Raw genomic sequence first — 26,644 nt, forward strand, 5'->3', positions numbered from 1 at the left:
GTCATCCGTCATTGCGCATTCAGACGTTCGCCTTCTCCAGACGCTTCAACACGGCTTCGCGACCGAAGAGCATCAGGACGGCATCGATCGATGGCGTGTGGGTCGTACCCGCGACCAGCAGCCGTACCGGCATCGCGAGTTGCGGCATCTTGAGCTTGTGCGCCGTGAGGGTCGACTTGAGCGCCGCCGCGATCGCTTCCTTGCTCCACTCGACGTTCGCGAGCGCCGCACGCAAGTCGGCGATGGCCGGACGCACGGCATCGGTGACGTGCTGCGCGAAGGCGTCCCGATCGATGGCAGGCTCGCGGTAGAACATCGCGGCGTTATCGGCGATCTCCTTCACCGTCGATGCGCGATCCTTCAGGAGCGCGATCGCCTGATCGAGCGGCGCGCCGCCGTCGATGGCAGCGGCATCGATGCCCGCCTCCAGCAGGAACGGCTTCGTCAGCTCCGCGAGCCGCGCGTTGTCCGCTTCCTTGATGTAATGCGCGTTGAGCCAGTTGAGCTTATCGTGGTCGTACTGAGCCGGCGACTTGCCGAGATGCTCGAGATCGAACCATTCGACGAACTGCTCGCGCGAAAAGATCTCGGCATCGCCGTGCGACCAGCCGAGACGCGCGAGATAGTTCACGACCGCCTCCGGCAGATAGCCGTTGTCGCGGTAGCCCGTCACGCTCATCGCGCCGTGGCGCTTGCTCATCTTCTCGCCCTGCTCGTTCAGCACGGTCGGAAGATGCGCGTACACGGGCGCCTCGCCGCCGAGCGCGCGCAGGATGTTGATCTGACGCGGCGTGTTGTTCACGTGATCGTCGCCGCGAATGACGTGCGTGATTTTCATGTCGAGATCGTCGACGACCACGCAGAAGTTATAGGTCGGCGTGCCGTCGGGACGCGCGATCACGAGATCGTCGAGTTCCTCGTTCGAGATTTCGATGTGGCCTTTCACCGCGTCGTCCCAGGCGACCGCGCCGGTCAGCGGATTGCGAAAGCGCACGACCGGCTTCACGCCTTCCGGCACCGGCGGCAGCACCTTGCCCGGCTCGGGACGCCACGTGCCGTCGTAGCGCGGCTTTTCGCCCGCGGCGCGCTGACGCTCGCGCAGCGCGTCGAGTTCTTCCGTCGACATGTAGCAGTGGTAAGCGAGCCCTTTCTCCATCATCTGCGCGACGACCTCGCGATAACGCTCCATGCGCTGCATCTGATAGAACGGGCCTTCGTCGAAATCGAGTCCGAGCCACGCCATGCCTTCGAGAATCGCATCGACCGATGCATCGGTGGAGCGCTCCAGATCGGTGTCCTCGATGCGCAGCACGAAGGTGCCCTTCATCTTGCGTGCGAACGCCCACGGATAGAGCGCGGAGCGGATATTGCCGAGATGGATGAAGCCGGTCGGGCTCGGGGCGAAGCGTGTACGGACTTGGGTGGTCATTGCTGTTTACTCGATGAATGGCGGTGCGCGCTCGCGCTCGATTCCCGCTCAAAATGAGACGAAATTATACTCGCCGCCCGCTTTGCGCCGGTCCGCGCGCCTTTTGTTTTATGATGTGCGCGCTTTTCCCGATCTCCCGAAACACCCGCCTGCAACGCCCGCACGGACGGGCGCCCGGGACCCGCTGCACCGCCGGAGCAAACCTTGAATTCATCGTCACCCCGTCTTTCGCGCCGCGCGTTCTCGCTCGCGGCCGCATCGTCCATTCTCGCCGCCTGCACGACCACGAGCGGCGGCGTGTCGGGCGAAACCGCCTCCGGCACGCCGGTCGCGCCGCCGTCGAACACGGAGCCGCAGCGGCCGATTCGTATCGGTCTCGCGCTCGGCGGCGGCGCCGCGCGCGGCTTCGCGCATATCGGCGTGATCAAGGCGCTGGAAGCGCGCAACGTGCGCGTCGATCTCGTCGCGGGCACGAGCGCGGGTTCGGTGATCGCGGCGCTGTACGCATCGGGGATGACCGGCATCGCGATCAACAAGCTCGCGCTCACCATGGACGAAGCCTCGATCAGCGACTGGGCGATGCCCTTTCGCACGCGCGGCATCCTGCAGGGCGTCGCGCTGCAAAACTATCTGAACAAGACGCTCGACAATCGTCCGATCGAAAAGATGGCGAAGCCGCTCGGCATCGTCGCCACGGATCTGAAGAGCGGCCAGCCGATTCTCTTCCAGCGCGGCAACACGGGCATCGCGGTGCGGGCGTCGTGCAGCGTGCCGTCGATTTTCGAGCCGGTGAAGATCGGGGATCGCGAGTATGTCGACGGCGGCCTCGTGAGTCCGGTGCCGGCCGCGTTCGCGCGCAAGATGGGCGCCGATTTCGTGATCGCGGTCGATATCTCGGCGCGGCCGGAAAGCGGGCTCACGTCCAGTTCGTTCGACGTGCTGATGCAGACGTTCACGATCATGGGCCAGACCATCAAGGCCTATGAACTCGACAAATACGCCAACGCGGTGATTCGCCCGAATCTCGTCGCGATGAGCAGCAGCGATTTCAGCCAGCGCAACGCGTCGATCCTCGCGGGCGAGGAAGCGGTCGCCAAGATGTGGCCGACGCTGCAGCGACAGTTCGCGGAGCGCGGCGCGCGGGTCTGATCGTTTTCATCGCGTATCAAATGCAACGAGGCCACGCAATATCGCGTGGCCTCGTGTCTTTTCAAGCGTCCAAATCTAGCGCAGCGACTTCACCTTGTCGGCCGTCACATCGCCGGGCTGTCCGCCCCACGTCACGCGAAGATAGTCCGCGAGTTGCGCGATCTGCTCATCGCCGTAAGTGCCGGCGAATCCCGGCATGGTTTGCATGTTCTCGATGCCCGGAAAACGCTGCGCCTCGATGCCGTCGAGAATCGACGCGACGAGATTGCGCGGATCGGCCTGACGCAAGGTCGAGTTGCCATCCATGCCCACTGCGACATGCGGCTTGCCCTGAGCTTCGATCCCGTGACAGCCCGCGCAGGAATCGAGGTAGAGATGGCGGCCCGCGGCGAGTTGCGCGGTGTCGTCGAACTTGACGGTGACGAGCGGCGCGGGTTGCGGCGGCGCGTCGCCGAGCAGATATGTCGAGAGCGCGCGCAAGTCATCGGCGTTCAGGTGCTGCGTGCTCAGATAGATCACGGGATGCATCTCGCCGAACGCGGAACCTTGCTTCGCCACGCCGGTTGCGAAGAACGCCTGCAGATCCGCGCCCGTCCAGCCGCGTGCACGGAGCGCGGCCGGCGTGATGTCAGGCGCGCCGATGCGCCCGAGCGTGCCGCCCTGCAATGTCAGCGCGCCCTGCATCTGGCCGAACGCGCCGCGCGGCGCGTGGCATTCCGCGCAATGGCCGAGCGCGTTGGCCAGATAGCGCCCGCGCGTCCAGTCGGCGGATTGTCCCGACGATGCATCCGGCAGCGTGTCCTTCAGAAACAGCATGTCCCAGAAACGCACGGCGAAGCGCACGCTGTACGGAAACTTGAGATCGGATGCGACGTTCGGCACCGCCGCGGGCTTTTGCGTCATCAGGTACGCGTAGATCGCGTCGCTGTCCTCGCGCGACATCTGCCGATACGACGTGTACGGCATCGCGGGATAGAGCTTGTGCTTCGGCGTCACGCCATCGTGCAGCGCGCCGTAGAACTCGTCGGCGCTCCACATGCCGATGCCGTGCTTCGGATCGGGCGTGATGTTCGTGCCGTAGAAGGTGCCGAACTGCGATTCGAGCTTCACGCCGCCCGCGAACGGCGCGCCGCCGGGCGCCGTGTGGCACGCGGCGCAATCGGCGGCATGCGCGAGGTAGCGTCCGCGCGCGATCTGCTCGGGCGAGCTTTTCGGCGGCGTCGTCATATCGTTGTGGCCGCTGCAACCGGCGAGCGCAAACGATGCCGCCGCCAACGGCGCGACGAGACGGGTCAGGATCGATCTCATCATGCGGCGTCCTTCACGAGTCCGGGCGTGGCGAGCACGAGATCCTTGACCGCTTCGTAGTAGCGCACATAGCCGGTGCAGCGGCAGATGTGCTCGTTCAGCGCGTCCATGATCGTCGCTTCGATCTGGTCCTTCGCGATCGGATTGCGCCTGAGCCTTTCGATCAGCACGGTCGTCGCGTTGACGAAGCCCGGCGTGCAATAGCCGCACTGGAAGCTGAAGTGTTCGAGGAACTTCTGCTGCACCGTCGACATTTCGACGACCTCGCCCTGCTCGTTGCGCTTCGCATGGCCTTCGACCGTGCGCACGGACTTGCCGTCGAAGAAATGCGCGCCGTTGATGCACGTGCGCGCTTCCTCGCTCGTGCCGTCGGCGTGATCGACGATCACCACGCACGCGTGGCAGATGCCCTGACCGCAGCCGAGACGCGAGCCGGTGAGGCCGAGGTATTCGTGCAGAAAATCGATCATCGACAGACCGGCGGGCACCTGCATCGGGCCGATCTTTTTGCCGTTGATCGTCATCGAGAGCGCGCGCGATTCGATGCTCGCGGCGGATTGGATGGCCGTCATGCGAGCACCTCCTGAATGTTTTGCGGCGTCACCGGCAGATCGGTGAAGCGATGGCCGATCGCATGCGCGATCGCGTTGACGATGGCCCCGACCACCGGAATCATCACCACTTCGGCGATGCCCTTCGGCGGATCGGTTTCGGAAAGCGGCGGCAGCACTTCGCCCGTCTGCTTCCACACGGCGACGTCGCTCGCGAGCGGCAGGCGATAGCGATTGAAGTTCCAGGTGCCGTTGCCCGGGCCGTCTTCGTAGAGCGGCAGATATTCGTGCAGCGCGTGCCCGATGCCCATCGCGAGGCCGCCCTGCAACTGACCCGATACGAGTTGCGGCGCGATCTGATTGCCGCATTCCATGATCGAATGATGCGAAAGCAGTTCGACCTCGCCGCTCGATTCGCTCACGGCGAGTTCGACGAGCGTGCCGAGCGCGCTGTAGTACGTGACGGTCGCGTTGTTGCGTTGCACGGGCGCGATGAAAACACGCTTGCGGTCGAGCACCGTGTAGCCGTTGGGCGTGGCTTTCGCGGCGCGTTTTGCGTGGCCGTCGCCGAAGCGCAGCGAAAGACCGTCGAGCGGAAGCCGCACGACCTCGCCCGCGATGTCGAACTGCGCCTCGCTCCATTGCCAGCGGTTGAACGTATGCACCGCCGCGCCCGTGACGAGCCCGAGTTCGTGCGCCTTCTTCGCGAGTTGCTCGAAGGGAATCGGCTCCAGTCCGTCGGCGGAAAGCTTGCCGTCCGTCCAGCGCGCGTCTTCGCTGCGCACGACGAACGATGTCGCCTGACCGCCGCCGATGCCCTGCCCCCAGATCGCGAGCGCCGCGGGCCAGATGCCGTGACGGAGGATCACGCGCGCCGCCTCGCGCGTCGCGTGCGTGAAGTAGTACGCCGAGTTCGTCGCGCTCGCCGGCGACATGTACGCGGGCGACCAGCGCGGATTCGCGCTCAGGCGATCCTGCTCGGCCTGCGACATGATGTACGGATCGCCGCTCGTGACGACAGGCAGGTCGGTCCAGTCGATCGTCGCCATGTGAACCTCGGCCGCGGGCTTGCCGAGCCATTTCGCGCACGCGAGCGCCTGCGACGTCGACGAACCTGTGCCGATCTCTGCGCCCGAATGATGCAGCGCGATGCGGCCATCGACGGTGAATTCGATCCTGGCGAACGCGCTCTCCGCGCCCGTGCCGAAGTCCTTCTGCGTACACGCGAAACCGACGCCGTAGCGGCTGCCCGGATGCGCGGCTTCGTATTCCGACTTGCGTTTCGCGCGCTCCGTCCAGAGCGGATGCGCCTGTGCGCGCCGAAGCACGTCCTCGGCGCGCACGGCGCCCGCCGGAATCGCGCCCTGCGTGTTCTTCATGCCGGTGCGCATCACGTTCTTCAGGCGCAGTTCGATCGGATCGAGTTCGAGCGTGTGCGCGATTTCGTCGATCATCATCTCGGTCGCGGCCATGCTCTGCAGCGTGCCGTAGCCGCGCGCCGATCCCGCGTCCAGCGCGCGCGATGCGATCGCGGTCGCGGTCAGATCGCTCTTCGGGATGTAGTAGATGGATTGCGCCGCCGTCGCACCGACCATCGCGACCGATGGCGAGAAGTTGCAGCGCCCGCCGCCATTGGCGACGAAATCGCCCTTGAACGCCTGAATCATTCCCGACTTCCGGTCGATCGCCATGCGATAGCGCATGTCGAACGCGTGCCGCTTGAGCGAAGTCTGGAACTGCTCGAAGCGATCGTTGGCGAGACGCACCGGACGGCCATCGCCGTACAGCGACGCGAGCAGGCCGTAGAACGGCATGTTGTAGTGATCCTTCGATCCGTAGCCGACCGTGTAGCACGGATGCAGGAACAGGTTCTTCACCGCAAAGCGCGACTTCGCCGTCATCTCGATCGCGCTTTCGGCCACTTCATGCGGGCCCTGCGTCGGGATGACCATATGCAGCGACTGCGTCGCCTCGTCATACCAGCAGTTCGCGTTGTCGGGTTCGAGCGCGGCCGTGTCGACGGATTGCGTGCGATAAGCGCGGTCCACGACGAGCCACTCGGCCGGCGGATGATCGAGCGCGTCGCCGATCGCGTTCGCATGGAACACGCCCTGCTCGTCGAGCTTGCCGTGCTCGGCGGCGCTCGCCCAGACCGGCTCGCGCTTCTTCATCATGTGCGGAAAGAGCGGCGTGTCCTTGAGACTGGAGAAGGTATCGTCGTCGTAAGGCGTCTTGCCGCCGACGCGCACGAAGCGGAACGCCGCCCACGGGTCGCGCTCGATCGGACCGGTCGTCGCGCCGTAGCGGATGACGCCGTCGCGGAACTGGAGCTTGTCCTTCGCGAAGCGAAAGCGCGCGAAATCGTGGTAGATCAGGATCGCGACCGCCTGCCCGAGATACGCCGGCGTCTTACCGGCGGGCAGCAGCATGTCGTCGCCATAGAAAGCGGGGAACGCGAGCTTGTCGCGCGCGAGATCGTCCGCCGTGACGATGCGATCGGGCGCGAGGCCGCCGTCGAGCATCGAAAGATCGAAACCCTCGTAGATGCAGTCGGCGCGCGTCGTGCGCAGGATCAGCGCGTGCGACTGGTCCTTCGGCCAATGCGGCATGTCCGCCGCGCGAACGTCACGCGCGAACACCTTCGCACCCGTCACCTTCGCGATGCCGTCGATGCGAAACTTCGCGCCGCCGCTCGTCGCATCCCACTGGACGGGAGTCAGAATCTTCTCTTCGAACAACGCGGCAAACGCACGGCTGCCGAGCGGCGCAACGAACACCGACACGCCAGCGAGCGCGCTCGCTTTCAGAAAACCGCGCCTCGACAGGCCGAGTTTCCCCATTTACTTCTCCCCAAGTGATCGCCAGCGGATCGTCCGCAGCGGGACCGTTGCCCGCCGCAAGTTCGGCAATGTGAATTTTGTTTGCAATGCGAAGCATTGCCACGCGGACGATTGCTTTTCCGAACGCGTGACTCAGCGGGCCGGAATTGATTGCCGACGCGCAGCGGGCGCGATTTTAAGTCGCAGGGAAAGGGGCAACAACGCTCGCGACGTCAAGTTCTGTCAAACATGAAATGCGTTGCGGACGAGCGGAAAGTCGCGAGCAAAAGCAAAACGGCGGCTCGCAATGAGCCGCCGTTCTTGGGAATGCAGGCAGGACCGGATCAGTAATCCGCGTCCTCGATCCAGGCCGCCTGGATCGCCTCCAGAATCTTTTCGTTGGATTTTTGCGGATCGTCGTCGAAACCGTCCAGTTCAGTAATCCAGCGATGCAGGTCAGTGAAACGCACATATTGGGGATCGATATCCTGATGCGCGTCGGTGAGTGCCATCGCGATCTCCTGAGTATCTGTCCACTTCATGGGCGAGCCTCCTGTCAGTGATTTTCTTTGGCGTGATTGATGGAGTACCGCGGGATCTCGACCACCAGATCCTCGTCGGCAGGCACCATTGCCTGACATGATAACCGCGATGTCGGTTCGAGACCCCACGCTTTGTCGAGGAGATCGTCCTCGTCTTCCTCCGACGGCTCGAGCGCGTTGAAGCCCTCCCGGATGATGACGTGGCACGTCGTGCATGCGCACGATTTCTCGCAGGCATGCTCGATCTCGATGCCGTGTTCCAGCAGGTTGTCGCAGATGCTCTTGCTGACGTCGGCGTCGATCACCGCGCCATCAGGGCAGAGTTCCACGTGAGGCAGCACAACGATTTGAGGCATGGGACTGATTTTCCGTAAATGCTTGTTTGTTCGATAACCGCGCGATGATCAGACGTCGTCGAGCTTGCGGCCCGCGAGCGCGCGGCGGATGCTCTTGTTCATGCGCCGCGCGGCGAACTCGTCGGTGCCGGTGGCCAGCGCCTTCGTGGCGTCCTCGATCTTTTCGACCGAATCGCCGCTCGCGAGCGCCGTGAGCCCGGTCACGAGCGTGAGAATTTCCGCGCGCTCTTCGTCGTCGAGCAGTTCGCCATCGGTTTCGAGCGCGGCGTGCGTCGCCTCGATCAGACGCTCGGCTTCCACCTGCGCCTCGCGCAACGCGCGCGCGTGCATGTCGGTTTCCGCGGTCTGGAAGCTCTCTTCGAGCATGCGGGCGACTTCGTCATCGGCAAGACCGTACGACGGCTTCACCACCACCGACGCTTCCACGCCCGAACCCTGCTCGCGCGCGAACACGGAAAGCAGCCCGTCCGCATCGACCTGATAGGTCACACGAATGCGCGCGGCGCCCGCCGCCATCGGCGGAATGCCGCGCAGCTCGAAACGCGCGAGCGAGCGGCAGTCGGACACGAGCTCGCGCTCGCCCTGGACGACGTGAATCGCCATCGCGGTCTGGCCGTCCTTGAAGGTCGTGAAATCCTGCGCGCGCGCGGTGGGAATCGTCGAGTTGCGCGGGATGATCTTTTCGGTGAGGCCGCCCATCGTCTCGACGCCGAGCGACAGCGGAATCACGTCGAGCAGCAGCCAGTCGTCGCCTTCGCCACGGCGGTTGCCGGCGAGCAGGTCGGCCTGGATCGCGGCGCCGAGCGCGACGACCTGATCCGGATCGAGATTGACGAGCGGCGGCTGGCCGAAGAACGCCTCGACCGCGCGGCGGATGACCGGCATGCGCGTCGCGCCGCCGACCAGCACGACGCCCTTGATGTCCTTGGGCGCGACCTTCGCATCGCGCAGCGCTTTCTTCGTCGGCGCGAGCGTGCGCGCGACGAGCGATTCGGCCAGCGCGGCGAATTGCGCCTCGGTCACGGCGACGTCGATTTCGACGCCCGTGGAAAGCGTCGCCTGCACGCGCGTCTCGGACACATCCGACAGCGCTTCCTTCGCCGAGCGCACGCGATCGAGCATCAGGCGCACGTCTTCCGGCTTATCGAGCGCGACGCCCGCCTGCTCCAGCACATGGCGATACAACGCGTGATCGAAATCGTCGCCGCCGAGCGCGGAATCGCCGCCCGCCGCGAGCACCTCGAAGACGCCCTTCGTGAGCTTCAGGATCGACAGATCGAACGTGCCGCCGCCGAGATCGTAGACAGCGAAAAGGCCTTCGGAGCCGTTGTCGAGACCGTAGGCGATGGCAGCCGCGGTCGGTTCGTTCAGGAGGCGCAGCACGTTCAGGCCGGCGAGTTTCGCCGCGTCCTTGGTCGCCTGCCGCTGGGCTTCGTCGAAATAGGCGGGCACCGTGATCACCGCGCCGACGAGATCCTCGCCGAGCGTGTCTTCCGCGCGATAACGCAGCGTCGCGAGAATTTCCGCCGATACTTCGACCGGGCTCTTCACGCCGTCGATGGTGCGAATCTGCACCATACCGGGCGCGTCGATGAAATCGTACGGCGCGTTCTCGGCGCCTTCGACTTCGCTCTTGCCGCGGCCCATGAAGCGCTTGACCGACACGATCGTGTTGCGCGGATCGATAACGGCTTCTTCCTTCGCGGTCCGGCCGATGCGCCGTCCGCCCTTCTCCAGATAGCGCACCACCGACGGCAGCAGCACGTGGCCGTCCTCGTCGGGCAGCGCTTCGGGCACGCTGCTGCGCACGGCCGCGACGAGCGAGTTCGTCGTGCCGAGATCGATACCGACCGCCACGCGCCTCTGATGCGGCGCCGGGGCCATGCCGGGTTCTGAGATTTGCAGTAAAGCCATCGTTGGTCTTATGGGGTTATTGCGGCTGACTCGTCTTACGCGTGTTCCAGCCGCTCGATCTGCGCGCCGATTTCATGAGCCACGCGTTCGATGAACATCAATTGCCGCACCGCCTCGCTCGCGGCCTGATCGGATCTGCTGTCGATCAGCGCTTCGAGTTTCGTGAAGCGCACGCGTTCTTCTTCACGCAATTCGTCGAGCAGCGCTTCGAGTGCGCCGATGTTCTTCGCGCCCGCAGCATCCTCGATATTTTCGCGCCATTCCATCTGCTGCATCAGGAACGCGGGCTCCATCGCGGTGTTGTTCTCCGCGCCGACGTCGATGCCGCGCTGCGACAGCATATAGCGCGCGCGCTTCAACGGATCGCGCAAGGTCTGATAGGCCTCGTTCGTGTGCGTGGCCCATTGCATCGCGAGACGTTTCTGCGCATCGCCGGCTGCGGCGAACCGATCCGGATGCACTTGCGCCTGCACGGTGCGATAAGCGTCGTCGAGTTTCTGCGGATCGACGGCGAACGTCTGCGGCAGATCGAAGAGGTCGAAGTGACTGTCGGTAAGCGAGGCCATGCTGTGTCTATGGATTCAGTGTGCGCGAATGAAAAAGGCGGCACGCGCCGCCTCTTTTGCCGATGCCGCCGGCGTCATTCGCGTCAGACGCGGAACGATTCGCCGCAGCCGCACTCGTCCTTCGCGTTCGGGTTGTTGAACTTGAAGCCTTCGTTCAGACCTTCGCGGGCGAAGTCGAGCTCGGTGCCGTCGAGATACGGAAGACTTTTCGGATCGATCACGATCTTCACGCCCGACGTCTCGAACACGGTGTCTTCAGGCGTGAGTTCATCGACATATTCGAGCTTGTACGCCAGACCCGAACAGCCCGTTGTGCGCACGCCCAGCCGCAGGCCGACGCCCTTGCCGCGCCGCGTCAGATACTTCTGCACGTGTTGTGCCGCTTTATCCGTCAACGTGATTGCCATAGTCTTCGCTTCTCTCTCCGAGGCGCCACGCACCTGCATGGCGCCCGCTTTCGTCACTTAAGCCGCGTGCTGCTTCGCTTCCGTCGCCTGCGCTTCCGGCGCAACGACGCCATGTCGCTGCTTGTAATCGAGGACCGCTGCCTTGATCGCGTCTTCCGCGAGAATCGAGCAGTGGATCTTCACCGGCGGCAGCGCCAGTTCCTCGGCGATGTGCGTGTTCTTGATCGTCAGCGCCTGATCCAGCGTCTTGCCCTTCACCCACTCGGTGACGAGCGAGCTCGATGCGATCGCCGAACCGCAGCCATACGTCTTGAACTTCGCATCTTCGATCACGCCATCCGCACCAACGCGGATCTGCAGCTTCATCACGTCGCCGCAGGCCGGCGCGCCGACCATGCCGGTGCCGACGGTGTCGTCGTCCTTCGAGAACGAGCCGACGTTACGCGGATTTTCGTAGTGGTCCAGAACCTTTTCGCTATAAGCCATGATTCAAACTCTCCTTTGTTCGGTGACGCGTGTCGCTCAGTGCGCGGCCCACTGGATGGTCGAGATGTCGATGCCGTCCTTGTGCATTTCCCAGAGCGGCGACAGATCGCGCAACTTCGCGATCTTGGTCTTCAGCAGGTTGATTACGTAGTCGACATCCTGCTCGGTGGTGAAGCGGCCGACCGTGAAGCGGATCGAGCTGTGCGCGAGTTCGTCGTTGCGGCCGAGCGCACGCAGCACGTACGACGGCTCCAGCGAAGCCGACGTGCACGCCGATCCCGACGACACCGCGACATCCTTCACCGCCATGATCAGCGATTCACCTTCGACGAAATTGAAACTGATATTGAGGTTGTGCGGCACACGGCGCTCCATGTCGCCGTTGACGTACACCTCTTCGATGTCCTGTAGGCCCTTCAACAGACGGTCGCGCAGCATGCGGATGCGCTCGTTTTCCGTCGCCATTTCTTCACGCGCGATGCGGAACGCTTCGCCCATGCCGACGATCTGATGCGTCGCGAGCGTGCCCGAACGCATGCCGCGCTCGTGACCGCCGCCGTGCATCTGCGCCTCGATGCGCACGCGCGGCTTGCGACGCACGTACAGCGCGCCGATGCCCTTCGGGCCGTACGTCTTGTGCGCCGAAAACGACATCAGGTCGACCTTCAGCTTTTGCAGGTCGATCTGGATCTTGCCGGTGGCCTGCGCCGCATCGACGTGGAAAATGATGCCCTTCTCGCGCGTGATCTCGCCGATCGCCTCGATGTCCTGGATCACACCGATTTCGTTGTTCACGCTCATCACCGACACGAGAATCGTGTCCGGGCGGATCGCCGCCTTGAGCTTGTCCAGATCGATGAGACCGTCGTCCTTCACGTCGAGATACGTGACTTCGTAGCCTTCGCGTTCCAGCTCACGCGTGGTGTCGAGCACGGCCTTGTGCTCGGTCTTCACGGTGATGATGTGCTTGCCTTTGCTCTTATAGAAGTGCGCGGCGCCCTTGATCGCGAGGTTGTCCGATTCCGTTGCACCCGACGTCCAGATGATCTCGCGCGGATCGCAATTCACGAGCGCCGCGACGTTCTCGCGCGCTTCCTCGACCGCACGCTCCGCATCCCAGCCGTACTGATGGCTGCGCGAGGCCGGATTGCCGAACTGCTCGCGAAGATACGGGATCATCTTGTCCACCACGCGCGGATCGACGGGGGTCGTCGCGCTGTAGTCCATGTAAATGGGCAGGTGGGGAATATCGTTGTTCATCAGTCGCTCCGGGAAATCGGTCAAAGCTCTTGGCTGGGATGCTTTCTATCTGCGCGCCCGGCTCTCACGCCAGCGCAACGCTTATGTCATCCGGCCAGGTTGAAAATGGAATTCGGACCCTTGGGCGCGACGCGCGCGGCCTCCACGCCAGCCGATTCGGCGCGCCGGTCACGCAGCACCGTCGACGAACCCTCGCGGGCGCGCTGCTGGTCGACCAGATCCTTCAACGAAACGGAATCCAGATACTCGACCATCTTCTGATTGAGCGTCGCCCAGAGTTCGTGAGTCATGCAGTGGCCGTCGTGCTGCTTCGTGCCTTCGCACGTGCCCTTGCCGCCGCATTGCGTGGCGTCGATCGGCTCGTCGACCGCGATGATGATGTCGGCGACCGTGACGTTCTCGGCGCGGCGCGCGAGGTTGTAACCGCCGCCCGGTCCGCGAACCGATTCCACAATCTCATGCCGCCGCAGCTTGCCGAAGAGCTGTTCGAGATAGGAAAGCGAGATGCGCTGGCGCTGACTGATGCCTGCCAGCGTCACCGGGCCCTGCTCCTGGCGCAACGCCAGGTCGATCATCGCCGTGACGGCGAAACGGCCTTTCGTGGTGAGTCTCATAATTGGGGGCTAACGCTAATACTCGATGATTTTCGTCAAGTATAAATATCCCACAGTTTTAGTCAAGTATCCGGGACGAGATAAGTAGCTTTTTAATTGGTTTCTTCGGCACTCGCACGGCTGGCGTGCGGGCGCGGGCTGTCAGGCCGTCAGTTGGGCACGCAAGGCCTTCAACAAGCCTTCGCAGGCGTCTTCGCACTGATCGAGCACTTTTTCGAAACCTTCCTCACCGCCGAAATAGGGATCGACGACAACGCGACTGTCGTCGTTCGTGGCGAACTCCATGAGCAGGCGAATCTTGTCGCGATACTCGGGCGGGCAGACTGCCGTCAGTGCGGTGGCGTTCGCGTCATCCATGACGATGAACAGGTCGAAGCGCGCGAAATCGGCGGCGGCGACCTGGCGGCCGCGCAGCTTCGACAAATCGTAGCCGCGCTTCCTCGCCGCTTTCTGGGCGCGCTCGTCCGGTGCCTCGCCGATGTGCCAGTCACCCGTTCCCGCCGAATCGATGACGATCCGCTCAGCGAGCTTCGCGCGCTCGACGAGGTCGCGCATCACCGCTTCCGCGCTGGGCGAGCGGCAGATGTTGCCGAGACAGACGAAGCAGATCGCGATCGAGTTCATCTAAAGCCGGAAAAGTGTTGGCGCCCGGCGACGTCGACTGAGACAGCCGCCGGAATGCGTCCGCGATTATACAAAGTGACACACTTTCTCGCCCAACCGGGCATTCCGGCGTTCGGAACGCGCTCACCGTTCGTCGCGATGGATGTCGTGCGTGACGAAGCGGGACTCGCCGTTGGGCATGTCGAACCAGTCGCGATGCGCAAGCGTGCGGCGCATGTCGGCGAGACCGCTTTCCCAGTGCTCGCGCATCGTCGAAAGGCCGAACTGGTAGTCCTTGTAATGACCCTCGTATTCCTTTTGCCGGTAGATCAGGTGAATGATGTTGTAGCGCTTCGAACACGCCAGATCGGCGGCAAGCCTGCACCATTCGTCATTCTTCCGAGTCTCTTCGGGCACGAGGTCGAGCACGTGCTGCAACACGTTGCGGTAGCGCTGCGAGCGCTGCATCTGATCCGTGACGAGGCGCGTGCGGCTCGAATACTGCACGTCCTTCACGCGTCCCATTACGTCGACGATGCTGTCCGGCACCGGCCCTCGCGCGCTCCACAGATCGACTTGGAAAGCGAGCGTGTCGCGTCGCGGCGTCGCCTGCGCGATCTCGTAAAGCGGCGTGTTCGACATGAGGCCGCCGTCCCAGTAGAACTGGCCATCGATCTCGACCGCGGCAAAACCCGGCGGCAGCGCGCCGGATGCGATGAAATGCTCGGCGCGCAACTCGATCTGCCTGTTGTCGAAATAGGCGAAATTGCCGGTCGCGACATTCACCGCGCCGACCGAAACGCGAGTCTCGCCGGAGTTGATGCGGTCGAAATCGCAAAGACGCTCGAGGGTGGCCTTGAGCGGCGTCGTGTCGTAATAGCTCGCGGTTTGCGGCGAGCCCGACGCGATCGGCGACGGCGGCGGAAAGCGGGGAATGAAAAAGCCCTTCTGCCCTTCGACGACCGCGCCCGCGGCCTGCATCGCGGTGAACGCCTTGCGAATCTCGTCGCCGGAGTCGAAAAGCGCGCGCTCGACGAAGGCGGGCAACGGGAAACCGAATGCCGGCTGGCAGATCGTCTCCCAGAATTCCAGCAGACGCGTCACGCGATGTTCCAGCGCATTACCCGCGATGATCGCCGTGTTGAGCGCGCCGATGGAGATGCCGGCGATCCAGTTCGGATGAATGTCCGCCTCGTGAAGCCCCTGATAAACGCCCGCCTGATAGGCGCCGAGCGCGCCGCCGCCCTGCAGCATCAGCGCGATCGTCTCGTAGGGCGGCAAGTGGATCCGGGACTGCGCGCGCGCTTCGGCCGAAGCTGACACTCGCACCGCGTTTTCGTTCTCGATTTCCGACATCCCGCGTGTTCTCCCTTATTGCATGAACCAGCCGTGGCTCACGACGAACGATTGCCCCGTCAGCGCGGCCGTTTCGAACGCGGACAGGAAGAGCACGGTCTGCGCGACATCCTCGACGGTGGTGAACACGCCGTCCACGGTGCCTCCGAGCATCACGCGCTTCACGACTTCCTCTTCGCTGATCTTCAGTTCCTTCGCCTGCTCGGGAATCTGCTTGTCGACGAGCGGCGTGCGCACGAAGCCCGGACAGACGACATGCGAACGCACGTTATGCTTCGCGCCCTCTTTGGCGAGCACGCGCGCGAGGCCGAGCAAGCCGTGCTTCGCGGTCACATAGGCCGACTTGAGCGGCGACGCCTCGTGCGAGTGCACCGAACCCATGTAGATCACGACGCCGCCGCGATCGTCCTTGTACATGTGCTTCAGCGCGGCTTTGGTGGTGAGAAACGCGCCGTCGACATGGATGGCCATCATCTTCTTCCAGTCGGCGTACGCGTAGTTTTCGATCGGATTGACGATCTGGATGCCCGCATTCGACACGAGGATGTCCACCGAGCCGAGTTCCGACGCGGCGCGATCGATGCCCTGATTCACCGCATCTTCGTTCGTCACGTCCATCGCGATGCCGATGGCCTTTCCGCCCTGGCCGCGAATTTCCTCGGCGACCGCGTCGGCGCCCGCCTGATTCAGGTCTGCGATGGCGACCGCCGCGCCCGCGCCGGCGAGCGTGAATGCGATCGCGCGGCCGATGCCGCTCGCCGCGCCCGTCACGACCGCGGTCTTGCCGTCGAGCTTACCGTTTGAGGACATGCGAACCTCCTATCCAGTGGAAGACATCAGGTGAATGAAAACATCTGTCAGTACGACCATCAAGCTGGCCGTTCGGCATAGGAAAATTCGTGCGAAACATCAGAATGCCTACGCCGTTCGGCCGACTGTTCATGAATGTCCGGGAGCGGCTATTGTGCATGAAGGACGCAGTGCGCTGCAGCGAAAGCCCGGCGTCGTGATGATTGCGGCGAGCGGCGTCGGCTAGAATAGGCCCCCTTCCCCGCACCTTTTCATTCCTGTTTTTTCACGCCCCACGCGGGCCTCTCGTCATGCTCAGTTATCGTCACGCCTTTCATGCGGGCAATCACGCCGATGTGCTGAAACACGCAATCGTCATTCAGATGCTTCGCCATCTCGGCCTGAAGGACAAATCGTATTGGTACATCGACACGCACGCCGGTGCCGGCGTCTACTCGCTCACCGAAGGCTACGCGGCGAAAAACGCGGAGTTCGAAACGGGGATCGGGAAGCTCCAGGATCGCGACGATCTGCCGCCGCTCCTCGCTGATTATGTCGATGAAGTGAAGGCGCTGAATCCCGACGGCGATCTGCGCTTTTACCCCGGCTCGCCCTATCTCGCCTGGCGCTTGATGCGCGAGCAGGATCGCATGCGGCTTTTCGAACTGCACAGCACGGAGATCGACGTGCTGCGTCACAATTTTCGGGACGCCGGCCGGCGCGCGATGATCTACGAAGGCGACGGCTTCGACGGCATCAAGGCGCTTCTGCCGCCGCCGCCGCGCCGCGCGCTCGTGCTGATCGACCCGTCGTACGAGGACAAGCGCGACTACGCCCGCACGCTCACGTGTCTCGAGGAAAGCATCAAGCGCTTCGCGACGGGGACATACGCGGTCTGGTATCCGATCGTCACGCGCATCGAATCGCAGCGCTTCGCCGACCAGTTGAAAGCCATCCAGCCGAAAGGTTGGCTGCATGCCGCCCTGACTGTGCGAAAACCGCCGACTGACGGCTTCGGGCTGTTCGGCAGCGGCATGTTCGTGATCAATCCGCCCTACACGCTGGCGAAGGAGCTGAAGGCTTCACTGCCCTATCTCGTCGATGCGCTCGGCGAGGACGACAACGCGTCGTTCAAGCTGGAACATCGCGCGGACTAAGCCTGGCCAGCATCAGGGATGAATCGTGCGCGGCACCCGCGGTCGTATGCCGCCGCCGGGTTGCGTGGGCACGGTGCTCTGCCCGTTCGAATATTCGACGTAGGGTGAAACCACGATCGGCGGCTCCGCCTCCTGCGGCAGGCCGGGCAATGTCGCCATCGGCACCATGCCGGGACCGCCGAGCGGCCCGCTCTGAAGCACGGTTCCGCTGACGCCGCTGTGGATGCCGGTTTGCGTATCGAGCACCAGAGGTTCGCCGCCCGGCTTGGCGAACGTCGATTGCGAGCCGAACAAAGCTGCGGCAAGCGCGACGCAAACACATGCGATTCTCGCGACGCGATCGCGGATGCGTTTATTCGTCGTGTCGTTGATGTGGGCTGGCATCGCGCGCTCATTTATGTAGACGAAACTGCTTTACCTTACCCCGATGGCAAGCTTTAGGCTAGGCGTTCGCACTCAGAAGCAGCTTCGCAACCGCCCTTTTCACAGGAGATACGATGAAATCGAAACGAATCGCGCTTGCCATCTTCACCGCCCTCTGTAGCGCAAGCGCGTTCGCACAGCCCGCCGCACCTGCGAGCGACGCGATGCCGGGCATGAACATGGAACAGCACGCGCCGAAGCCCACCGACGTGTCATCCACCGCCGCATTTCAGGCGGCCGATCAGAAAATGATGTCGGGAATGTCGGGCGTCGAGTACACGGGCGACGCCGACCGGGATTTTGTCGCGCACATGATTCCGCATCACCAGGGCGCGGTGGAAATGGCGAAGGTCGAATTGAAATACGGCAAGGACGCGAAGCTTCGCAAGCTTGCGAAGGACATCATCGCTTCGCAGGACAAGGAAATCGCGTTCATGAAGCAGTGGCTGGAGCAGCATCCGCCTAAGCATTGAGGCTCGGCCGAAAGCGTGCAGCAGCAGAAACGCAAAAGCCCCGCGATGCGGGGCTTTTCAACTTTCACGTTCGGCGTTTTCGACGCCAGGAACGAAACGCTTACGCGTTGTAGCCGTTCGATTCGAGCGAGCGGATGCGCTTTTCGAGCTGGACGATGTCCGTCGACTGCGCGAGATACGCTTCACGGCGGCGTTGCTCAGCGGCTTCAAACCAAAAGCTCAGTTTTTCGATCAGAAATGCAAACATGATGTTCTCCAAGGTCTTTAAAAGATCCCTGGCAATTCGGGTCAGGGATTACCCGCACTAGGGAATACCCGGATTATAGAGGAGAACAGCCGCGCCGGGGTAGTGAAATGCTTGAATACTGTGCATTCGGTTTCGGAATGGTGCGGGCCGAAGATTTGCTTTAGATCGCTGATTTTTCGGACAATTAGCAAGTCTCCAAGCGTGCTTTGGTATCCTTGAGCACCGCATTGGTGCATTCACTGCGCCAGTTTGTCCAGAATCGGACAATCCGGTCGGGCATCGCCATGACAATGGGTCGCAAGATGCGACAGCGTGTCGCGCATTTCCGTCAACTCGGCGATTCGGCGGTCCAGTTCCGCGACGTGCTCCAACGCGATCGACTTGACCTCGGCACTCGCCCGCGACCGGTCGTGCCATAAAGCAAGCAGCTTGCGGATATCCTCGACTAAAAAGCCGAGCCGACGCGCCTGTCGCACGAAGCGCAGCGCGTGCACTTCCGGATCGCCGTACACGCGATATCCGGACGACGTCCGCCCGACCGCATTGAGCAAACCGACGCTCTCGTAATAGCGGATCATCTTCGCCGTCACGCCCGAGGCGCGGGCCGCTTCGCCGATGTTCATCGTTCGCTCCTGAAAAAATGTCATCCCGACTCTACACCTTCCCATCATGGCAAGGTATACGATGACGTTGATTCGAGCTTTTTAAAGAGGAAACCGCAATGACCGAATTCGAAGTTCAGGGCATGAGTTGCCAGCACTGCGTCGCGGCCGTGACGCGCTCGATCCAGGAAATCGACCCGCAGGCGCAGGTTCGCGTCGATCTGGAACGCGGCACCGTCGCCGTCGAGTCCGGGAAATCGAGCGACGCGCTGAAGGAAGCCATCGACGAGGCAGGCTACACGGTCGTCGGCATCGCTTCGGCATGAGGGGGAGCGAACGGTTCACCGTCGCGCTCATCGGCGCGTCGGGATTGCTGGGCCGCGCCATCGCGGACGAACTGGCGAGCGCGCCCGGCGCGAAAGAATGGCGCATCGTGCGCACGGCCCACAGCCGTGCCGACGCACGGAACGCGAAACTCGATCTGCTCGACCGGGAAGCGGTGTCCGCCTTCTTTCGCGAGTTCGCGCCCGATGCGATCGTGGTCGCGGCGGCGGAGCGACGCCCGGACGTCTGCGAAAACGATCCGGCGCTCGCGCGCGCGCTGAACGTCGATGCGTTGAGCGTGATCGCAAACGAAGCGCGCTCGCTCGGCGCATGGGTCCTGTCGATTTCGACGGATTACGTGTTCGACGGCACCGCCCCGCCCTATTTTCCCGACGATGCGCCCGCGCCGCTCAACGCCTACGGGCAAAGCAAGCTGGACGGCGAACGCGCGTTGCTCGAGAGCGACCCGGCGTCCTGCGTGCTGCGCCTGCCGCTGCTTTATGGGCCGTTCACGGACTGGAACGAATCGGCGGTGACGAGCCTCACGCCCGCAATCGTGAAATCGGCCGATCCGGCGAGCCCGCCCGCGTCGATGGACGCCTGGGCGACGCGCTATCCGACGTTCACGCCCGATGTCGCCGTGGTGATCCGCGGAATGCTCGAACATCATGCGAAAGGCGCGACGATCTCCGGCATCACGCAATGGTCCGGCGACGAACCGATGACGAAGTTCGACATCGCCCAACGCATCGCGCGAGCGCTGAGAGTTGACGCGAAGCTCGTCGCGCAGCGCGCGCCGACGGACGCGACGCCGCGCCCGCGCGACTGTCATCTCGATTCCGGGCGGCTGGAAGCGCTCGGCATCGGCAGGCGTACGCCGTTCGACAGCGCGATTGCCAAGCTGCTCGCCAAATATCCGGACTTCCCGGATCAGTGAAAATCGCGGCTCGGCGCAGCGAGGCGGCCGAGCAGCGCGCTATGGTCTTCGAGCCGTTGCGCCACCAGATGACGCACCTCGCCCTCCATTTGCCAGACGCCGTGCACGCCGAGCAGCGACGCCCCGAGCAGCACTTTGCGCTGCTTCTCGACGAGGCCCGGCCAGACGATCACATTGATCGCACCGGTTTCGTCCTCGATCGAAACGAAGATCGTGCCGTTCGCCGTGCCCGGCCGTTGCCGCACCGTCACGATGCCGCACGCGCGCACGAAGCGTCCGTTTCTGATGTCCGCGAGTTCGGCGGCGGTCTTGAAACGCAGGCGGGAAAGCTTGTCACGCAAAAGCGCGAGCGGATGACGATTGAGCGTGAGTCCGAGGCTCGCGTAATCGTCGACGATTTCACGGCCTTCCGATGCTTCCGGCAGCAGGAGCGGCGTCTCGCTCATCGGCGCATCGCGCAGCAATGCCGGCGCGCGCTGTTGTGCGGTGACCGCCCACCACGCCTGACGCCGGTGCCCCGCGATGCTCGCCAGCGCATTGCCCGCCGCGAGCGCTTCGAGTTCGCGTCGTGACAAGCCGGCACGACGCGTGAGATCGTCGACATCGATGAATGGCGCTTGCGCGCGCGCTGCCATGATCCGCTCGGCCGCCGCCTGCGGAAGACCCTTGATCAGTTGCAGCCCGATCCGCACGCCCGGCCCTTTTGCGCCGTATTGCCGTCCATCCAGCTCGACGCGCTTTCTGAGTCTGCGCGCCGCTCGCCGCACGGTCTTCCGAAACACGCGATCCGACGCAGCCGCGCCATAGAACTGCTGGCGCCGCCGCTCCTTGCCGGCATCGAACACGACCCGCTCGCCATCGCCTGACCGCGCTTCCAGCACCGACTCCCAATCGCTCAGGGAAACATCGGGCGCGAACACCGGCACGCCGTGACGCCGCGCATCCTGCACGAGTTGCGACGGCGAATAGAAACCGAGCGGCTGGCTGTTCAGCAAACCGGCCAGAAACGCCGCAGGCTCGTAACGCTTGATCCACGCGCTGATATAAACGAGCAGCGCGAAGCTCGCCGAATGACTTTCCGGAAAGCCGTATTCGCCGAACCCCTCGATCTGCTTGCACACGCGCGCGGCGAAATCGTGCTCGTAGCCGCGCGCAAGCATCTTCTTCATGAGATCGGCCTGATACTTCTCCAGATGACTGCCACGGCGCCACGCGGCCATCGCGCGGCGCAACTGATCGGCCTGCTCCGCCGTGTAGCCCGCCGCGACCATCGCGAGCTTCATCACCTGCTCCTGAAAGATCGGCACGCCGAGCGTGCGGCCGAGCACTGGCCGCAGTTCCTCTTTCGGATACTCCTCGTCCTCCAGCCCCTGTTTGCGGCGCAGATACGGATGCACCATGCCGCCCTGAATCGGACCGGGCCGCACGATCGCCACTTCGATCACGAGGTCGTAGTATTTCTGCGGCCTCAAGCGCGGCAGCATGCTTTGCTGCGCGCGCGATTCGATCTGAAACACGCCGATGGTGTCCGCGCGGCAGCACATCTCGTAGACGGCCTTGTCCTCGCGACGAATATGCGAGACCCCGAAACCCGGCACGCCGCGCCGCAGCGCGACGAATTCGAGGGCGCGCCGGATCGCCGACAGCATGCCGAGCGCGAGCACGTCCACTTTCAGGAGCTTCAGCTGATCGATATCGTCCTTGTCCCACTGGATCACGCAGCGGTCTTTCATCGCGGCGTTTTCGATCGGCACGAGCCGCGACAAGCGTTCCCGCGCGATCACGAAACCGCCGACGTGCTGCGACAGATGCCGCGGAAAGCCTCTCAACTCGCGCGTCAGCCGGATGAGATGCTTCGTGACGTGCGAATCGTCGCTGAAGCCCGCTTCCCTGAGATAGCCCGCCACCGCCGACGGCCCGTCCCACCATTGTTGCGACTTGCCGATGCGCTCGATCAGCGACGCATCGAGCCCGAGCGCCTTGCCGACATCCTTCAGCGCGCTGCGCGTGTGATACGTGATGAGCGATGCCGCCAGCGACGCGCGATGCCGCCCGTACTTCCGATAGATGTACTGGATGACTTCCTCGCGCCGCTGATGCTCGAAATCGACGTCGATATCGGGCGGCTCGTTGCGCGCCTGAGAAATGAAGCGCTCGATCAGCAAGCCCATCCGGACCGGATCGAGCTCAGTGATGAACAGGCAATAACAGACGATTGAATTCGCCGCCGAGCCGCGCCCCTGACACAGAATATTCTGGCTACGCGCGAACGAAACGATGTCATACACCGTCAGGAAGTACTTCTCATATTCCAGCCTGGCGATGAGCGCCAGTTCTTTTTCGATAAGACCGATCGTCTCGGCATCCATGCCGTTCGGCCAGCGTTGCAGCGCACCCGCGATCACCCGTTTGCGCAGATAGCTCGCGGGCGTCTCGCCGGGCGGCACCAGTTCCTCTGGATATTCGTACTTGAGTTCGTCGAGCGAGAAGGTGCAACAGGCGGCCACCTTCAGCGTTTGCCTGATCGCCTCCTTTGGATACAGCGCGCCGATGCGCAGCCGCGTGCGCAGATGCCGCTCCGCGTTCGCTTCGAGCGCGTAGCCGCATTCGGCGAGCGGCCGATTCAGGCGAATCGCGGTGAGTGTGTCCTGCAAAGGCTTGCGCGAACGCGCGTGCATCAGCGCGCCGCTCGCCGCGACGAGCGGCAATCCGCTTGCTTCGGCGATCACGCGACACGAAGCAAGACGCTCGTCGTCGCTGCCGTCCTGCCAGAGCTCCAGCGCGAGCCACGCACGGCCCGCGGCAAAGCCGGCCAGCCAGTGCGCGCGGTCGAGCGTATCGGCGAGCGTCGCCGATCTCTGCGGCACGAGAATCAGGATGCAATCGGGCAAGTACTTCAGATGCGCGATATCGCCGCGCAGATCGGCCGCGTTGGATGACGCCGCCGGATCCGTGAAGTCCTCCGGACCTATCTTGTAGCTGCCCTTGGGCGAACGAGCGCGCGCTTGTGAAATCAGCTCCGACAGATTGCCGTAGCCCGCCCGATTCGTCGCGAGCGCGATAAGCGTGCAGAACGGCGCGCCGTCGGCATCGGTGAGATGCAGTTCGCTGCCGATGATCAGCTTCAGATCCTGCTTCTTCGGCGGCGGCTCGCCGGCAAGTTGCGCGGCTTCGGCATCGGCGCGCGCCTTCGCTTCGATGTCCTTGATCGCGGCATGCGCACGTACGACGCCCGCGAGCGAGCATTCGTCCGTGATCGCGAGCGCGGTATAGCCGTGCTCGAGCGCCGCCGCAGCCAGCTCCTGCGGATGCGATGCGCCGCGCAGGAATGAGAAGTTGCTCAGGCAATGCAGTTCGGCATAGCCGGGCAACAGCGCCGAGGCTGACATCGCGCCGGGAAATGCGGTCTTGTCGTCGCCTTCGTCGCCCTCGCCCAGGCCGATGATGTCGCTCAAATCGTCCATGTCGGCATCATCCGAAAAAACCGTGCAGAAACCAGTCGCCGGTGAGACGTTCGCGATACAGCCAGAACATACGGCCGCGATCGTCGGCGGCAACGTAGTAATCGCGCTGGACGCCATTGCCGTCCCACCATCCCGCCTCGATACGCTCGGTCCGGCTGATCAGCTTCAGCGGGCGTCGATAGAACGGCCGCTCGTTGCGCAAGATCAGCTTTTGCGGCGTTTCGAGTATCCACGACGGACGGGGCTGCGAAGGAACGGCCACATCGGGAAGCTCGAGCGGCCCGTCGGATTCGGTTTGCGCTTCGGATTCCGCTTCGGTTGGCGTATCGGCTTTTGCCGCTTGCGTCTTCGACGATTTCTTCCCGCGCTTCGGCTTCGTTTCGCCTGCGGGCTTATAAGCTTCGACCGTCATCGCCGCTTCGGGCCGGTGATCGTCTCGCGCGACCAGTTGCACGACGCTCTCCGCGCCGAGCCGCGCGCTCAGACGTTCGAGCAGTTGCGCCATCGATTCGCTGTCGGAGCCGGGCATCGGAAACAGGGTCTCGGCCGGCGGCGCATGCTCGCTCACCTTGTCGGCGAGAAGCGTCATCTCGATGATGGGCGCCGCGAGCGTCGTCTGATTCAGCTTCTCGCGCAGCAGCCAGAGAATGTGATCGGCTTCGCGCGTCGGTACGGCCCACGCCACCTTGAACGTCGACGTTTTCGGCGCGTGACGGGCCGCCAGCTCGTGTTCGAGCAACAGCGAAAATTCGCTGACGGCCGCATGATGCGCGCTCAGCCAGCCGGCGAGTTGCAGCACGAGCCGGCGGGCGGCGAACAGCAGCGCCTCGGCACTTTCCACGCGCGCCTGCAATTCGAGCCGAGCCTCGAACGACGCCGGCGCGCAAAACGCCTCGCGCGGATCGGGCGCCTGGCCGTACGCTTGTGCGAGCCATTGCAGAACGCCTTGGCCGAACCTTCGCGCGACGCCCTTGCGCGGCAGCCGACGTAAATCGGCGAGCGTTGCGCAGCCGATCTGCTCGAACACGTTGCCGTGCGAATGCGCCGATGGGATAAGTGATACGGGCAACGCATCGAGCACGTGGACGAGCGTCGTCTCTTTCACGATGCGCACGCGCCGCGCAACACGACGCGTGCGCGCGTGAGCCAGCAGCCATGCACCCCACGCTGTCGGCGCGCAGCCCATGCGCGAAGTGAAGCCGCATCCTTTCACCGTCGATGTCACCCTGGACAGCAACGCGCGCAAACCGCCGAAAAGCCGCATGCTCCCGCCGACTTCGAGCAACACCGTGTTCGCATGGGCCAGCACGACTTTGGGCGTAAATGCGAGCAACGCCAGCGCAACGGCTTCGAGCGCGTTCTGCTCCTCGCGAACATCGACGGCGAGCAGCGTCAGTTGCGGCGCGAGCGCGAACGCATGCGAGCGCGTGCTGCCGGGCCGCACTCCGAGCCGAAACGCGACGAGATCGGGCATCAGGATGCGCGCGTGATCGGCGAGCGCGAAGCATGGTTGACCGATATCGTCGGCACGCGCGTCATTCGACGTCGATGTCGCTCCAGGCGAGATCGAATTCCCCGATGCCGAGGGCATCGAGGGCGGCCTGACTGCTTCGAGCGATAAAAGCGGCAATGTCACCGCTATCCACAACATGTTTGACCTCTCGTGCTTTCCTTGCCTGATGCGCACGACGAATATGTTCGGGCAGAGCAGGCATCTGCAGCGGCAAGCTCAACTGCAACGGCTTACCCAGCAATGGACCACGCCGCTTGATGATGTCGATTTCGAGCATGACGGCTTGCATCCATTCGCGACGGTTCATCGTCGGTGCGCTGGCGGGAAGTATCGGCTTGCAGACCATGCGCAATGGCGCAGCGGATGATTGCCTCGCCGCTTTGAGCGGACGGAACAGGAACGCCAGCGACCGCGCTTCCTGAGCCGCCACTTGCAGCCTTCGCAGCGCTTCGGGGCGCACTTGAGGCAGCCAGATCAGCACAGCGCCGATGCCTTCCTGCTTCAGCGACTGCTCCGCAGCCCAGAGCACCTGATCTTCGGGCGCCTTGACCCAGACCAGTTTGTCGACCGCGATTTTCATCGCGCGAAACGCAGCCAGATTGGGCTTCCACGGTGGCGCGATGAAGATGACGGAGCGGTCTTTGCCTACTGTGAGTTCTCGAAGCATGTGCGCGAGCAATCTGATTTCGCCCACGCCGCTCTCTTCGATCAGTAATTCGGTGACCGTGCCGGGCATCCAGCCTGCACCGGGCAACGCCAGGTCAAGCGTCCGAAATCCGCTCGAGATGATGTTCGAGTCGGGATCGTTGATCGGACTGCCTTGCCAGATCTGACGCTGCAGATGCGAGGTCAGCCCGATGTCGAGCAATGAAAGTGCTGCACCCATGAGTTTTCCCCGTCCAGCGCGAATGCAAGGGCCTGCTCATGGTTCGAGCACTCAGCGGTCTTTGGTTTTACTGTATATTTATACAGTATTTTGGCGCAGGAGGGTAAACATCTGGCGATGCAGGAGCGTGCGTTGCCGGAGCATGGGCGAGATTCGAGGAGGGAATTACTGGCGTTCGTGCGAATTCGCCGCTCCAACGCAAAAACCCCACCTTTGCGGGGTGGGGTTTTTGTTTTCGGCATGAGGAGCCTGACGATTACCTACTTTCACACGGGTGATCCGCACTATCATCGGCGTGGAGTCGTTTCACGGTCCTGTTCGGGATGGGAAGGGGTGGTACCGACTCGCTATGGTCATCAGGCATGACTTGTTGTTGTATCGCCTGTAGGGCGCTACAACCAATCTGGGAAGAAGTAGTATTGAATTCGGGTGGTGACTGTTGCACACACGCTTTGCTCAGCCAGTGGTG

At 63.4% G+C, this 26,644-nt stretch carries 26 protein-coding genes and 1 rRNA gene; 5 read left to right on the forward strand and 22 right to left on the reverse strand.

Going from position 1 to position 26,644, the window contains the following annotated elements:
• Positions 1–19: 19 nt before the first annotated feature.
• Positions 20–1,429, reverse strand: a complete 1,410-nt coding sequence (gene gltX, locus PQR08_RS35960) for a glutamate--tRNA ligase (RefSeq protein WP_250483728.1) — start codon at positions 1,427–1,429, stop codon at positions 20–22.
• Between the two features lie 204 nt (positions 1,430–1,633).
• On the opposite strand from gltX, the gene PQR08_RS35965 reads away from it, so the two are divergent.
• Positions 1,634–2,578 (forward strand): patatin-like phospholipase family protein, encoded by a 945-nt coding sequence (locus tag PQR08_RS35965; protein ID WP_250483729.1) that lies wholly within the window; start codon positions 1,634–1,636, stop codon positions 2,576–2,578.
• Between the two features lie 75 nt (positions 2,579–2,653).
• Here the strand turns inward: PQR08_RS35965 and PQR08_RS35970 are convergent, their stop codons facing one another.
• The 14 genes from PQR08_RS35970 to PQR08_RS36035 form a co-directional block, all read right to left on the reverse strand.
• Positions 2,654–3,889: a c-type cytochrome gene (locus PQR08_RS35970; protein WP_250483730.1), complete on the reverse strand. Its 1,236-nt coding sequence runs from the start codon at positions 3,887–3,889 to the stop codon at positions 2,654–2,656.
• Complete coding sequence (locus tag PQR08_RS35975; protein ID WP_187604548.1) at positions 3,886–4,458, reverse strand: (2Fe-2S)-binding protein; 573 nt, start codon at positions 4,456–4,458, stop codon at positions 3,886–3,888. The genes PQR08_RS35970 and PQR08_RS35975 overlap by 4 nt, the downstream gene beginning before the upstream one ends.
• Positions 4,455–7,277, reverse strand: coding sequence for a xanthine dehydrogenase family protein molybdopterin-binding subunit (locus tag PQR08_RS35980; protein ID WP_408164075.1), 2,823 nt, complete (start codon positions 7,275–7,277; stop codon positions 4,455–4,457). The genes PQR08_RS35975 and PQR08_RS35980 overlap by 4 nt, the downstream gene beginning before the upstream one ends.
• Positions 7,278–7,600: 323 nt before the next feature.
• On the reverse strand, positions 7,601–7,798 hold the full coding sequence (gene iscX, locus PQR08_RS35985) for a Fe-S cluster assembly protein IscX (RefSeq protein WP_035501134.1): 198 nt from the start codon (positions 7,796–7,798) through the stop codon (positions 7,601–7,603).
• Positions 7,799–7,812: 14 nt separating this feature from the next.
• Positions 7,813–8,154, reverse strand: coding sequence for an ISC system 2Fe-2S type ferredoxin (gene fdx, locus PQR08_RS35990; RefSeq protein WP_187604546.1), 342 nt, complete (start codon positions 8,152–8,154; stop codon positions 7,813–7,815).
• 48 nt (positions 8,155–8,202) lie between these two features.
• A complete protein-coding gene (hscA, locus tag PQR08_RS35995) occupies positions 8,203–10,068 on the reverse strand; it encodes a Fe-S protein assembly chaperone HscA (RefSeq protein ID WP_250483731.1) in 1,866 nt (621 codons plus the stop codon).
• Between the two features lie 35 nt (positions 10,069–10,103).
• Positions 10,104–10,634 (reverse strand): Fe-S protein assembly co-chaperone HscB, encoded by a 531-nt coding sequence (gene hscB, locus PQR08_RS36000; protein WP_187604544.1) that lies wholly within the window; start codon positions 10,632–10,634, stop codon positions 10,104–10,106.
• Between the two features lie 83 nt (positions 10,635–10,717).
• The gene (gene iscA, locus PQR08_RS36005) at positions 10,718–11,041 is read right to left on the reverse strand and encodes an iron-sulfur cluster assembly protein IscA (RefSeq protein WP_035501138.1); all 324 of its coding nucleotides are present in this window, start codon (positions 11,039–11,041) and stop codon (positions 10,718–10,720) included.
• Between the two features lie 57 nt (positions 11,042–11,098).
• Positions 11,099–11,527, reverse strand: a complete 429-nt coding sequence (iscU, locus tag PQR08_RS36010; protein WP_250483732.1) for a Fe-S cluster assembly scaffold IscU — start codon at positions 11,525–11,527, stop codon at positions 11,099–11,101.
• Between the two features lie 36 nt (positions 11,528–11,563).
• Entirely contained in the window at positions 11,564–12,787 is a 1,224-nt protein-coding gene (locus tag PQR08_RS36015) for an IscS subfamily cysteine desulfurase (protein ID WP_035501140.1), read from the reverse strand.
• An 86-nt stretch (positions 12,788–12,873) separates the two neighbouring features.
• Entirely contained in the window at positions 12,874–13,401 is a 528-nt protein-coding gene (iscR, locus tag PQR08_RS36020) for a Fe-S cluster assembly transcriptional regulator IscR (protein ID WP_035501141.1), read from the reverse strand.
• A 141-nt stretch (positions 13,402–13,542) separates the two neighbouring features.
• A complete protein-coding gene (locus PQR08_RS36025) occupies positions 13,543–14,025 on the reverse strand; it encodes a low molecular weight protein-tyrosine-phosphatase (RefSeq protein ID WP_250483733.1) in 483 nt (160 codons plus the stop codon).
• A gap of 123 nt (positions 14,026–14,148) precedes the next feature.
• Entirely contained in the window at positions 14,149–15,360 is a 1,212-nt protein-coding gene (locus PQR08_RS36030; RefSeq protein WP_250483734.1) for a patatin-like phospholipase family protein, read from the reverse strand.
• A gap of 15 nt (positions 15,361–15,375) precedes the next feature.
• Positions 15,376–16,170, reverse strand: coding sequence for a 3-hydroxybutyrate dehydrogenase (locus tag PQR08_RS36035; protein WP_035501144.1), 795 nt, complete (start codon positions 16,168–16,170; stop codon positions 15,376–15,378).
• Positions 16,171–16,460: 290 nt separating this feature from the next.
• Here PQR08_RS36035 and PQR08_RS36040 point away from each other — a divergent pair, with 290 nt between their 5' ends.
• The gene (locus tag PQR08_RS36040) at positions 16,461–17,306 is read left to right on the forward strand and encodes a 23S rRNA (adenine(2030)-N(6))-methyltransferase RlmJ (RefSeq protein ID WP_250483735.1); all 846 of its coding nucleotides are present in this window, start codon (positions 16,461–16,463) and stop codon (positions 17,304–17,306) included.
• A 12-nt stretch (positions 17,307–17,318) separates the two neighbouring features.
• Here the strand turns inward: PQR08_RS36040 and PQR08_RS36045 are convergent, their stop codons facing one another.
• Entirely contained in the window at positions 17,319–17,690 is a 372-nt protein-coding gene (locus tag PQR08_RS36045) for a hypothetical protein (RefSeq protein WP_250483736.1), read from the reverse strand.
• Between the two features lie 113 nt (positions 17,691–17,803).
• On the opposite strand from PQR08_RS36045, the gene copM reads away from it, so the two are divergent.
• Positions 17,804–18,202 carry a CopM family metallochaperone gene (gene copM, locus PQR08_RS36050; protein ID WP_250483737.1) on the forward strand — a complete coding sequence of 133 codons (399 nt, stop codon included), beginning with the start codon at positions 17,804–17,806 and terminating at the stop codon, positions 18,200–18,202.
• A 100-nt stretch (positions 18,203–18,302) separates the two neighbouring features.
• Here copM and PQR08_RS36055 read toward each other — a convergent pair whose 3' ends face one another.
• Both PQR08_RS36055 and cueR read right to left on the reverse strand, forming a co-directional pair.
• Positions 18,303–18,449, reverse strand: coding sequence for a DUF3563 family protein (locus PQR08_RS36055; protein ID WP_075583840.1), 147 nt, complete (start codon positions 18,447–18,449; stop codon positions 18,303–18,305).
• A 236-nt stretch (positions 18,450–18,685) separates the two neighbouring features.
• A complete protein-coding gene (gene cueR, locus PQR08_RS36060; protein WP_238214260.1) occupies positions 18,686–19,072 on the reverse strand; it encodes a Cu(I)-responsive transcriptional regulator in 387 nt (128 codons plus the stop codon).
• A gap of 98 nt (positions 19,073–19,170) precedes the next feature.
• Between cueR and PQR08_RS36065 the strand changes: the two genes are divergently transcribed.
• Both PQR08_RS36065 and PQR08_RS36070 read left to right on the forward strand, forming a co-directional pair.
• Entirely contained in the window at positions 19,171–19,377 is a 207-nt protein-coding gene (locus PQR08_RS36065) for a heavy-metal-associated domain-containing protein (protein ID WP_250483738.1), read from the forward strand.
• A complete protein-coding gene (locus tag PQR08_RS36070; protein WP_250483739.1) occupies positions 19,374–20,312 on the forward strand; it encodes a dTDP-4-dehydrorhamnose reductase family protein in 939 nt (312 codons plus the stop codon). The genes PQR08_RS36065 and PQR08_RS36070 overlap by 4 nt, the downstream gene beginning before the upstream one ends.
• Here PQR08_RS36070 and PQR08_RS36075 read toward each other — a convergent pair.
• The 4 genes from PQR08_RS36075 to rrf form a co-directional block, all read right to left on the reverse strand.
• Complete coding sequence (locus PQR08_RS36075) at positions 20,306–23,776, reverse strand: error-prone DNA polymerase (protein ID WP_250483740.1); 3,471 nt, start codon at positions 23,774–23,776, stop codon at positions 20,306–20,308. The genes PQR08_RS36070 and PQR08_RS36075 overlap by 7 nt on opposite strands.
• Positions 23,777–23,783: 7 nt before the next feature.
• Positions 23,784–25,367: a Y-family DNA polymerase gene (locus PQR08_RS36080; protein WP_250483741.1), complete on the reverse strand. Its 1,584-nt coding sequence runs from the start codon at positions 25,365–25,367 to the stop codon at positions 23,784–23,786.
• A complete protein-coding gene (gene imuA, locus PQR08_RS36085) occupies positions 25,312–26,175 on the reverse strand; it encodes a translesion DNA synthesis-associated protein ImuA (protein ID WP_250483742.1) in 864 nt (287 codons plus the stop codon). The genes PQR08_RS36080 and imuA overlap by 56 nt, the downstream gene beginning before the upstream one ends.
• Positions 26,176–26,422: 247 nt before the next feature.
• Positions 26,423–26,536: ribosomal RNA gene (rrf, locus tag PQR08_RS36090) — 5S ribosomal RNA — on the reverse strand.
• Positions 26,537–26,644 lie beyond the last annotated feature (108 nt).

This window comes from Caballeronia jiangsuensis, assembly GCF_046030135.1.
In the GTDB taxonomy this organism is placed as follows: Bacteria; Pseudomonadota; Gammaproteobacteria; order Burkholderiales; family Burkholderiaceae; genus Caballeronia; species Caballeronia jiangsuensis.

What these genes read in the sequence shown, in the direction of transcription:
- gltX (WP_250483728.1), bottom strand. Translation starts at nt 1,429, where the DNA reads ATGACCACCCAAGTCCGTACACGCTTCGCCCCGAGCCCGACCGGCTTC.
- PQR08_RS35970 (WP_250483730.1), bottom strand. Translation starts at nt 3,889, where the DNA reads ATGATGAGATCGATCCTGACCCGTCTCGTCGCGCCGTTGGCGGCGGCA.
- PQR08_RS35975 (WP_187604548.1), bottom strand. Translation starts at nt 4,458, where the DNA reads ATGACGGCCATCCAATCCGCCGCGAGCATCGAATCGCGCGCGCTCTCG.
- PQR08_RS35980 (WP_408164075.1), bottom strand. Translation starts at nt 7,277, where the DNA reads ATGGGGAAACTCGGCCTGTCGAGGCGCGGTTTTCTGAAAGCGAGCGCG.
- iscX (WP_035501134.1), bottom strand. Translation starts at nt 7,798, where the DNA reads ATGAAGTGGACAGATACTCAGGAGATCGCGATGGCACTCACCGACGCG.
- fdx (WP_187604546.1), bottom strand. Translation starts at nt 8,154, where the DNA reads ATGCCTCAAATCGTTGTGCTGCCTCACGTGGAACTCTGCCCTGATGGC.
- hscA (WP_250483731.1), bottom strand. Translation starts at nt 10,068, where the DNA reads ATGGCTTTACTGCAAATCTCAGAACCCGGCATGGCCCCGGCGCCGCAT.
- hscB (WP_187604544.1), bottom strand. Translation starts at nt 10,634, where the DNA reads ATGGCCTCGCTTACCGACAGTCACTTCGACCTCTTCGATCTGCCGCAG.
- iscA (WP_035501138.1), bottom strand. Translation starts at nt 11,041, where the DNA reads ATGGCAATCACGTTGACGGATAAAGCGGCACAACACGTGCAGAAGTAT.
- iscU (WP_250483732.1), bottom strand. Translation starts at nt 11,527, where the DNA reads ATGGCTTATAGCGAAAAGGTTCTGGACCACTACGAAAATCCGCGTAAC.
- PQR08_RS36015 (WP_035501140.1), bottom strand. Translation starts at nt 12,787, where the DNA reads ATGAACAACGATATTCCCCACCTGCCCATTTACATGGACTACAGCGCG.
- iscR (WP_035501141.1), bottom strand. Translation starts at nt 13,401, where the DNA reads ATGAGACTCACCACGAAAGGCCGTTTCGCCGTCACGGCGATGATCGAC.
- PQR08_RS36025 (WP_250483733.1), bottom strand. Translation starts at nt 14,025, where the DNA reads ATGAACTCGATCGCGATCTGCTTCGTCTGTCTCGGCAACATCTGCCGC.
- PQR08_RS36030 (WP_250483734.1), bottom strand. Translation starts at nt 15,360, where the DNA reads ATGTCGGAAATCGAGAACGAAAACGCGGTGCGAGTGTCAGCTTCGGCC.
- PQR08_RS36035 (WP_035501144.1), bottom strand. Translation starts at nt 16,170, where the DNA reads ATGTCCTCAAACGGTAAGCTCGACGGCAAGACCGCGGTCGTGACGGGC.
- PQR08_RS36040 (WP_250483735.1), top strand. Translation starts at nt 16,461, where the DNA reads ATGCTCAGTTATCGTCACGCCTTTCATGCGGGCAATCACGCCGATGTG.
- PQR08_RS36045 (WP_250483736.1), bottom strand. Translation starts at nt 17,690, where the DNA reads ATGCCAGCCCACATCAACGACACGACGAATAAACGCATCCGCGATCGC.
- copM (WP_250483737.1), top strand. Translation starts at nt 17,804, where the DNA reads ATGAAATCGAAACGAATCGCGCTTGCCATCTTCACCGCCCTCTGTAGC.
- PQR08_RS36055 (WP_075583840.1), bottom strand. Translation starts at nt 18,449, where the DNA reads ATGTTTGCATTTCTGATCGAAAAACTGAGCTTTTGGTTTGAAGCCGCT.
- cueR (WP_238214260.1), bottom strand. Translation starts at nt 19,072, where the DNA reads ATGAACATCGGCGAAGCGGCCCGCGCCTCGGGCGTGACGGCGAAGATG.
- PQR08_RS36065 (WP_250483738.1), top strand. Translation starts at nt 19,171, where the DNA reads ATGACCGAATTCGAAGTTCAGGGCATGAGTTGCCAGCACTGCGTCGCG.
- PQR08_RS36070 (WP_250483739.1), top strand. Translation starts at nt 19,374, where the DNA reads ATGAGGGGGAGCGAACGGTTCACCGTCGCGCTCATCGGCGCGTCGGGA.
- PQR08_RS36075 (WP_250483740.1), bottom strand. Translation starts at nt 23,776, where the DNA reads ATGGACGATTTGAGCGACATCATCGGCCTGGGCGAGGGCGACGAAGGC.
- PQR08_RS36080 (WP_250483741.1), bottom strand. Translation starts at nt 25,367, where the DNA reads ATGCCCTCGGCATCGGGGAATTCGATCTCGCCTGGAGCGACATCGACG.
- imuA (WP_250483742.1), bottom strand. Translation starts at nt 26,175, where the DNA reads ATGGGTGCAGCACTTTCATTGCTCGACATCGGGCTGACCTCGCATCTG.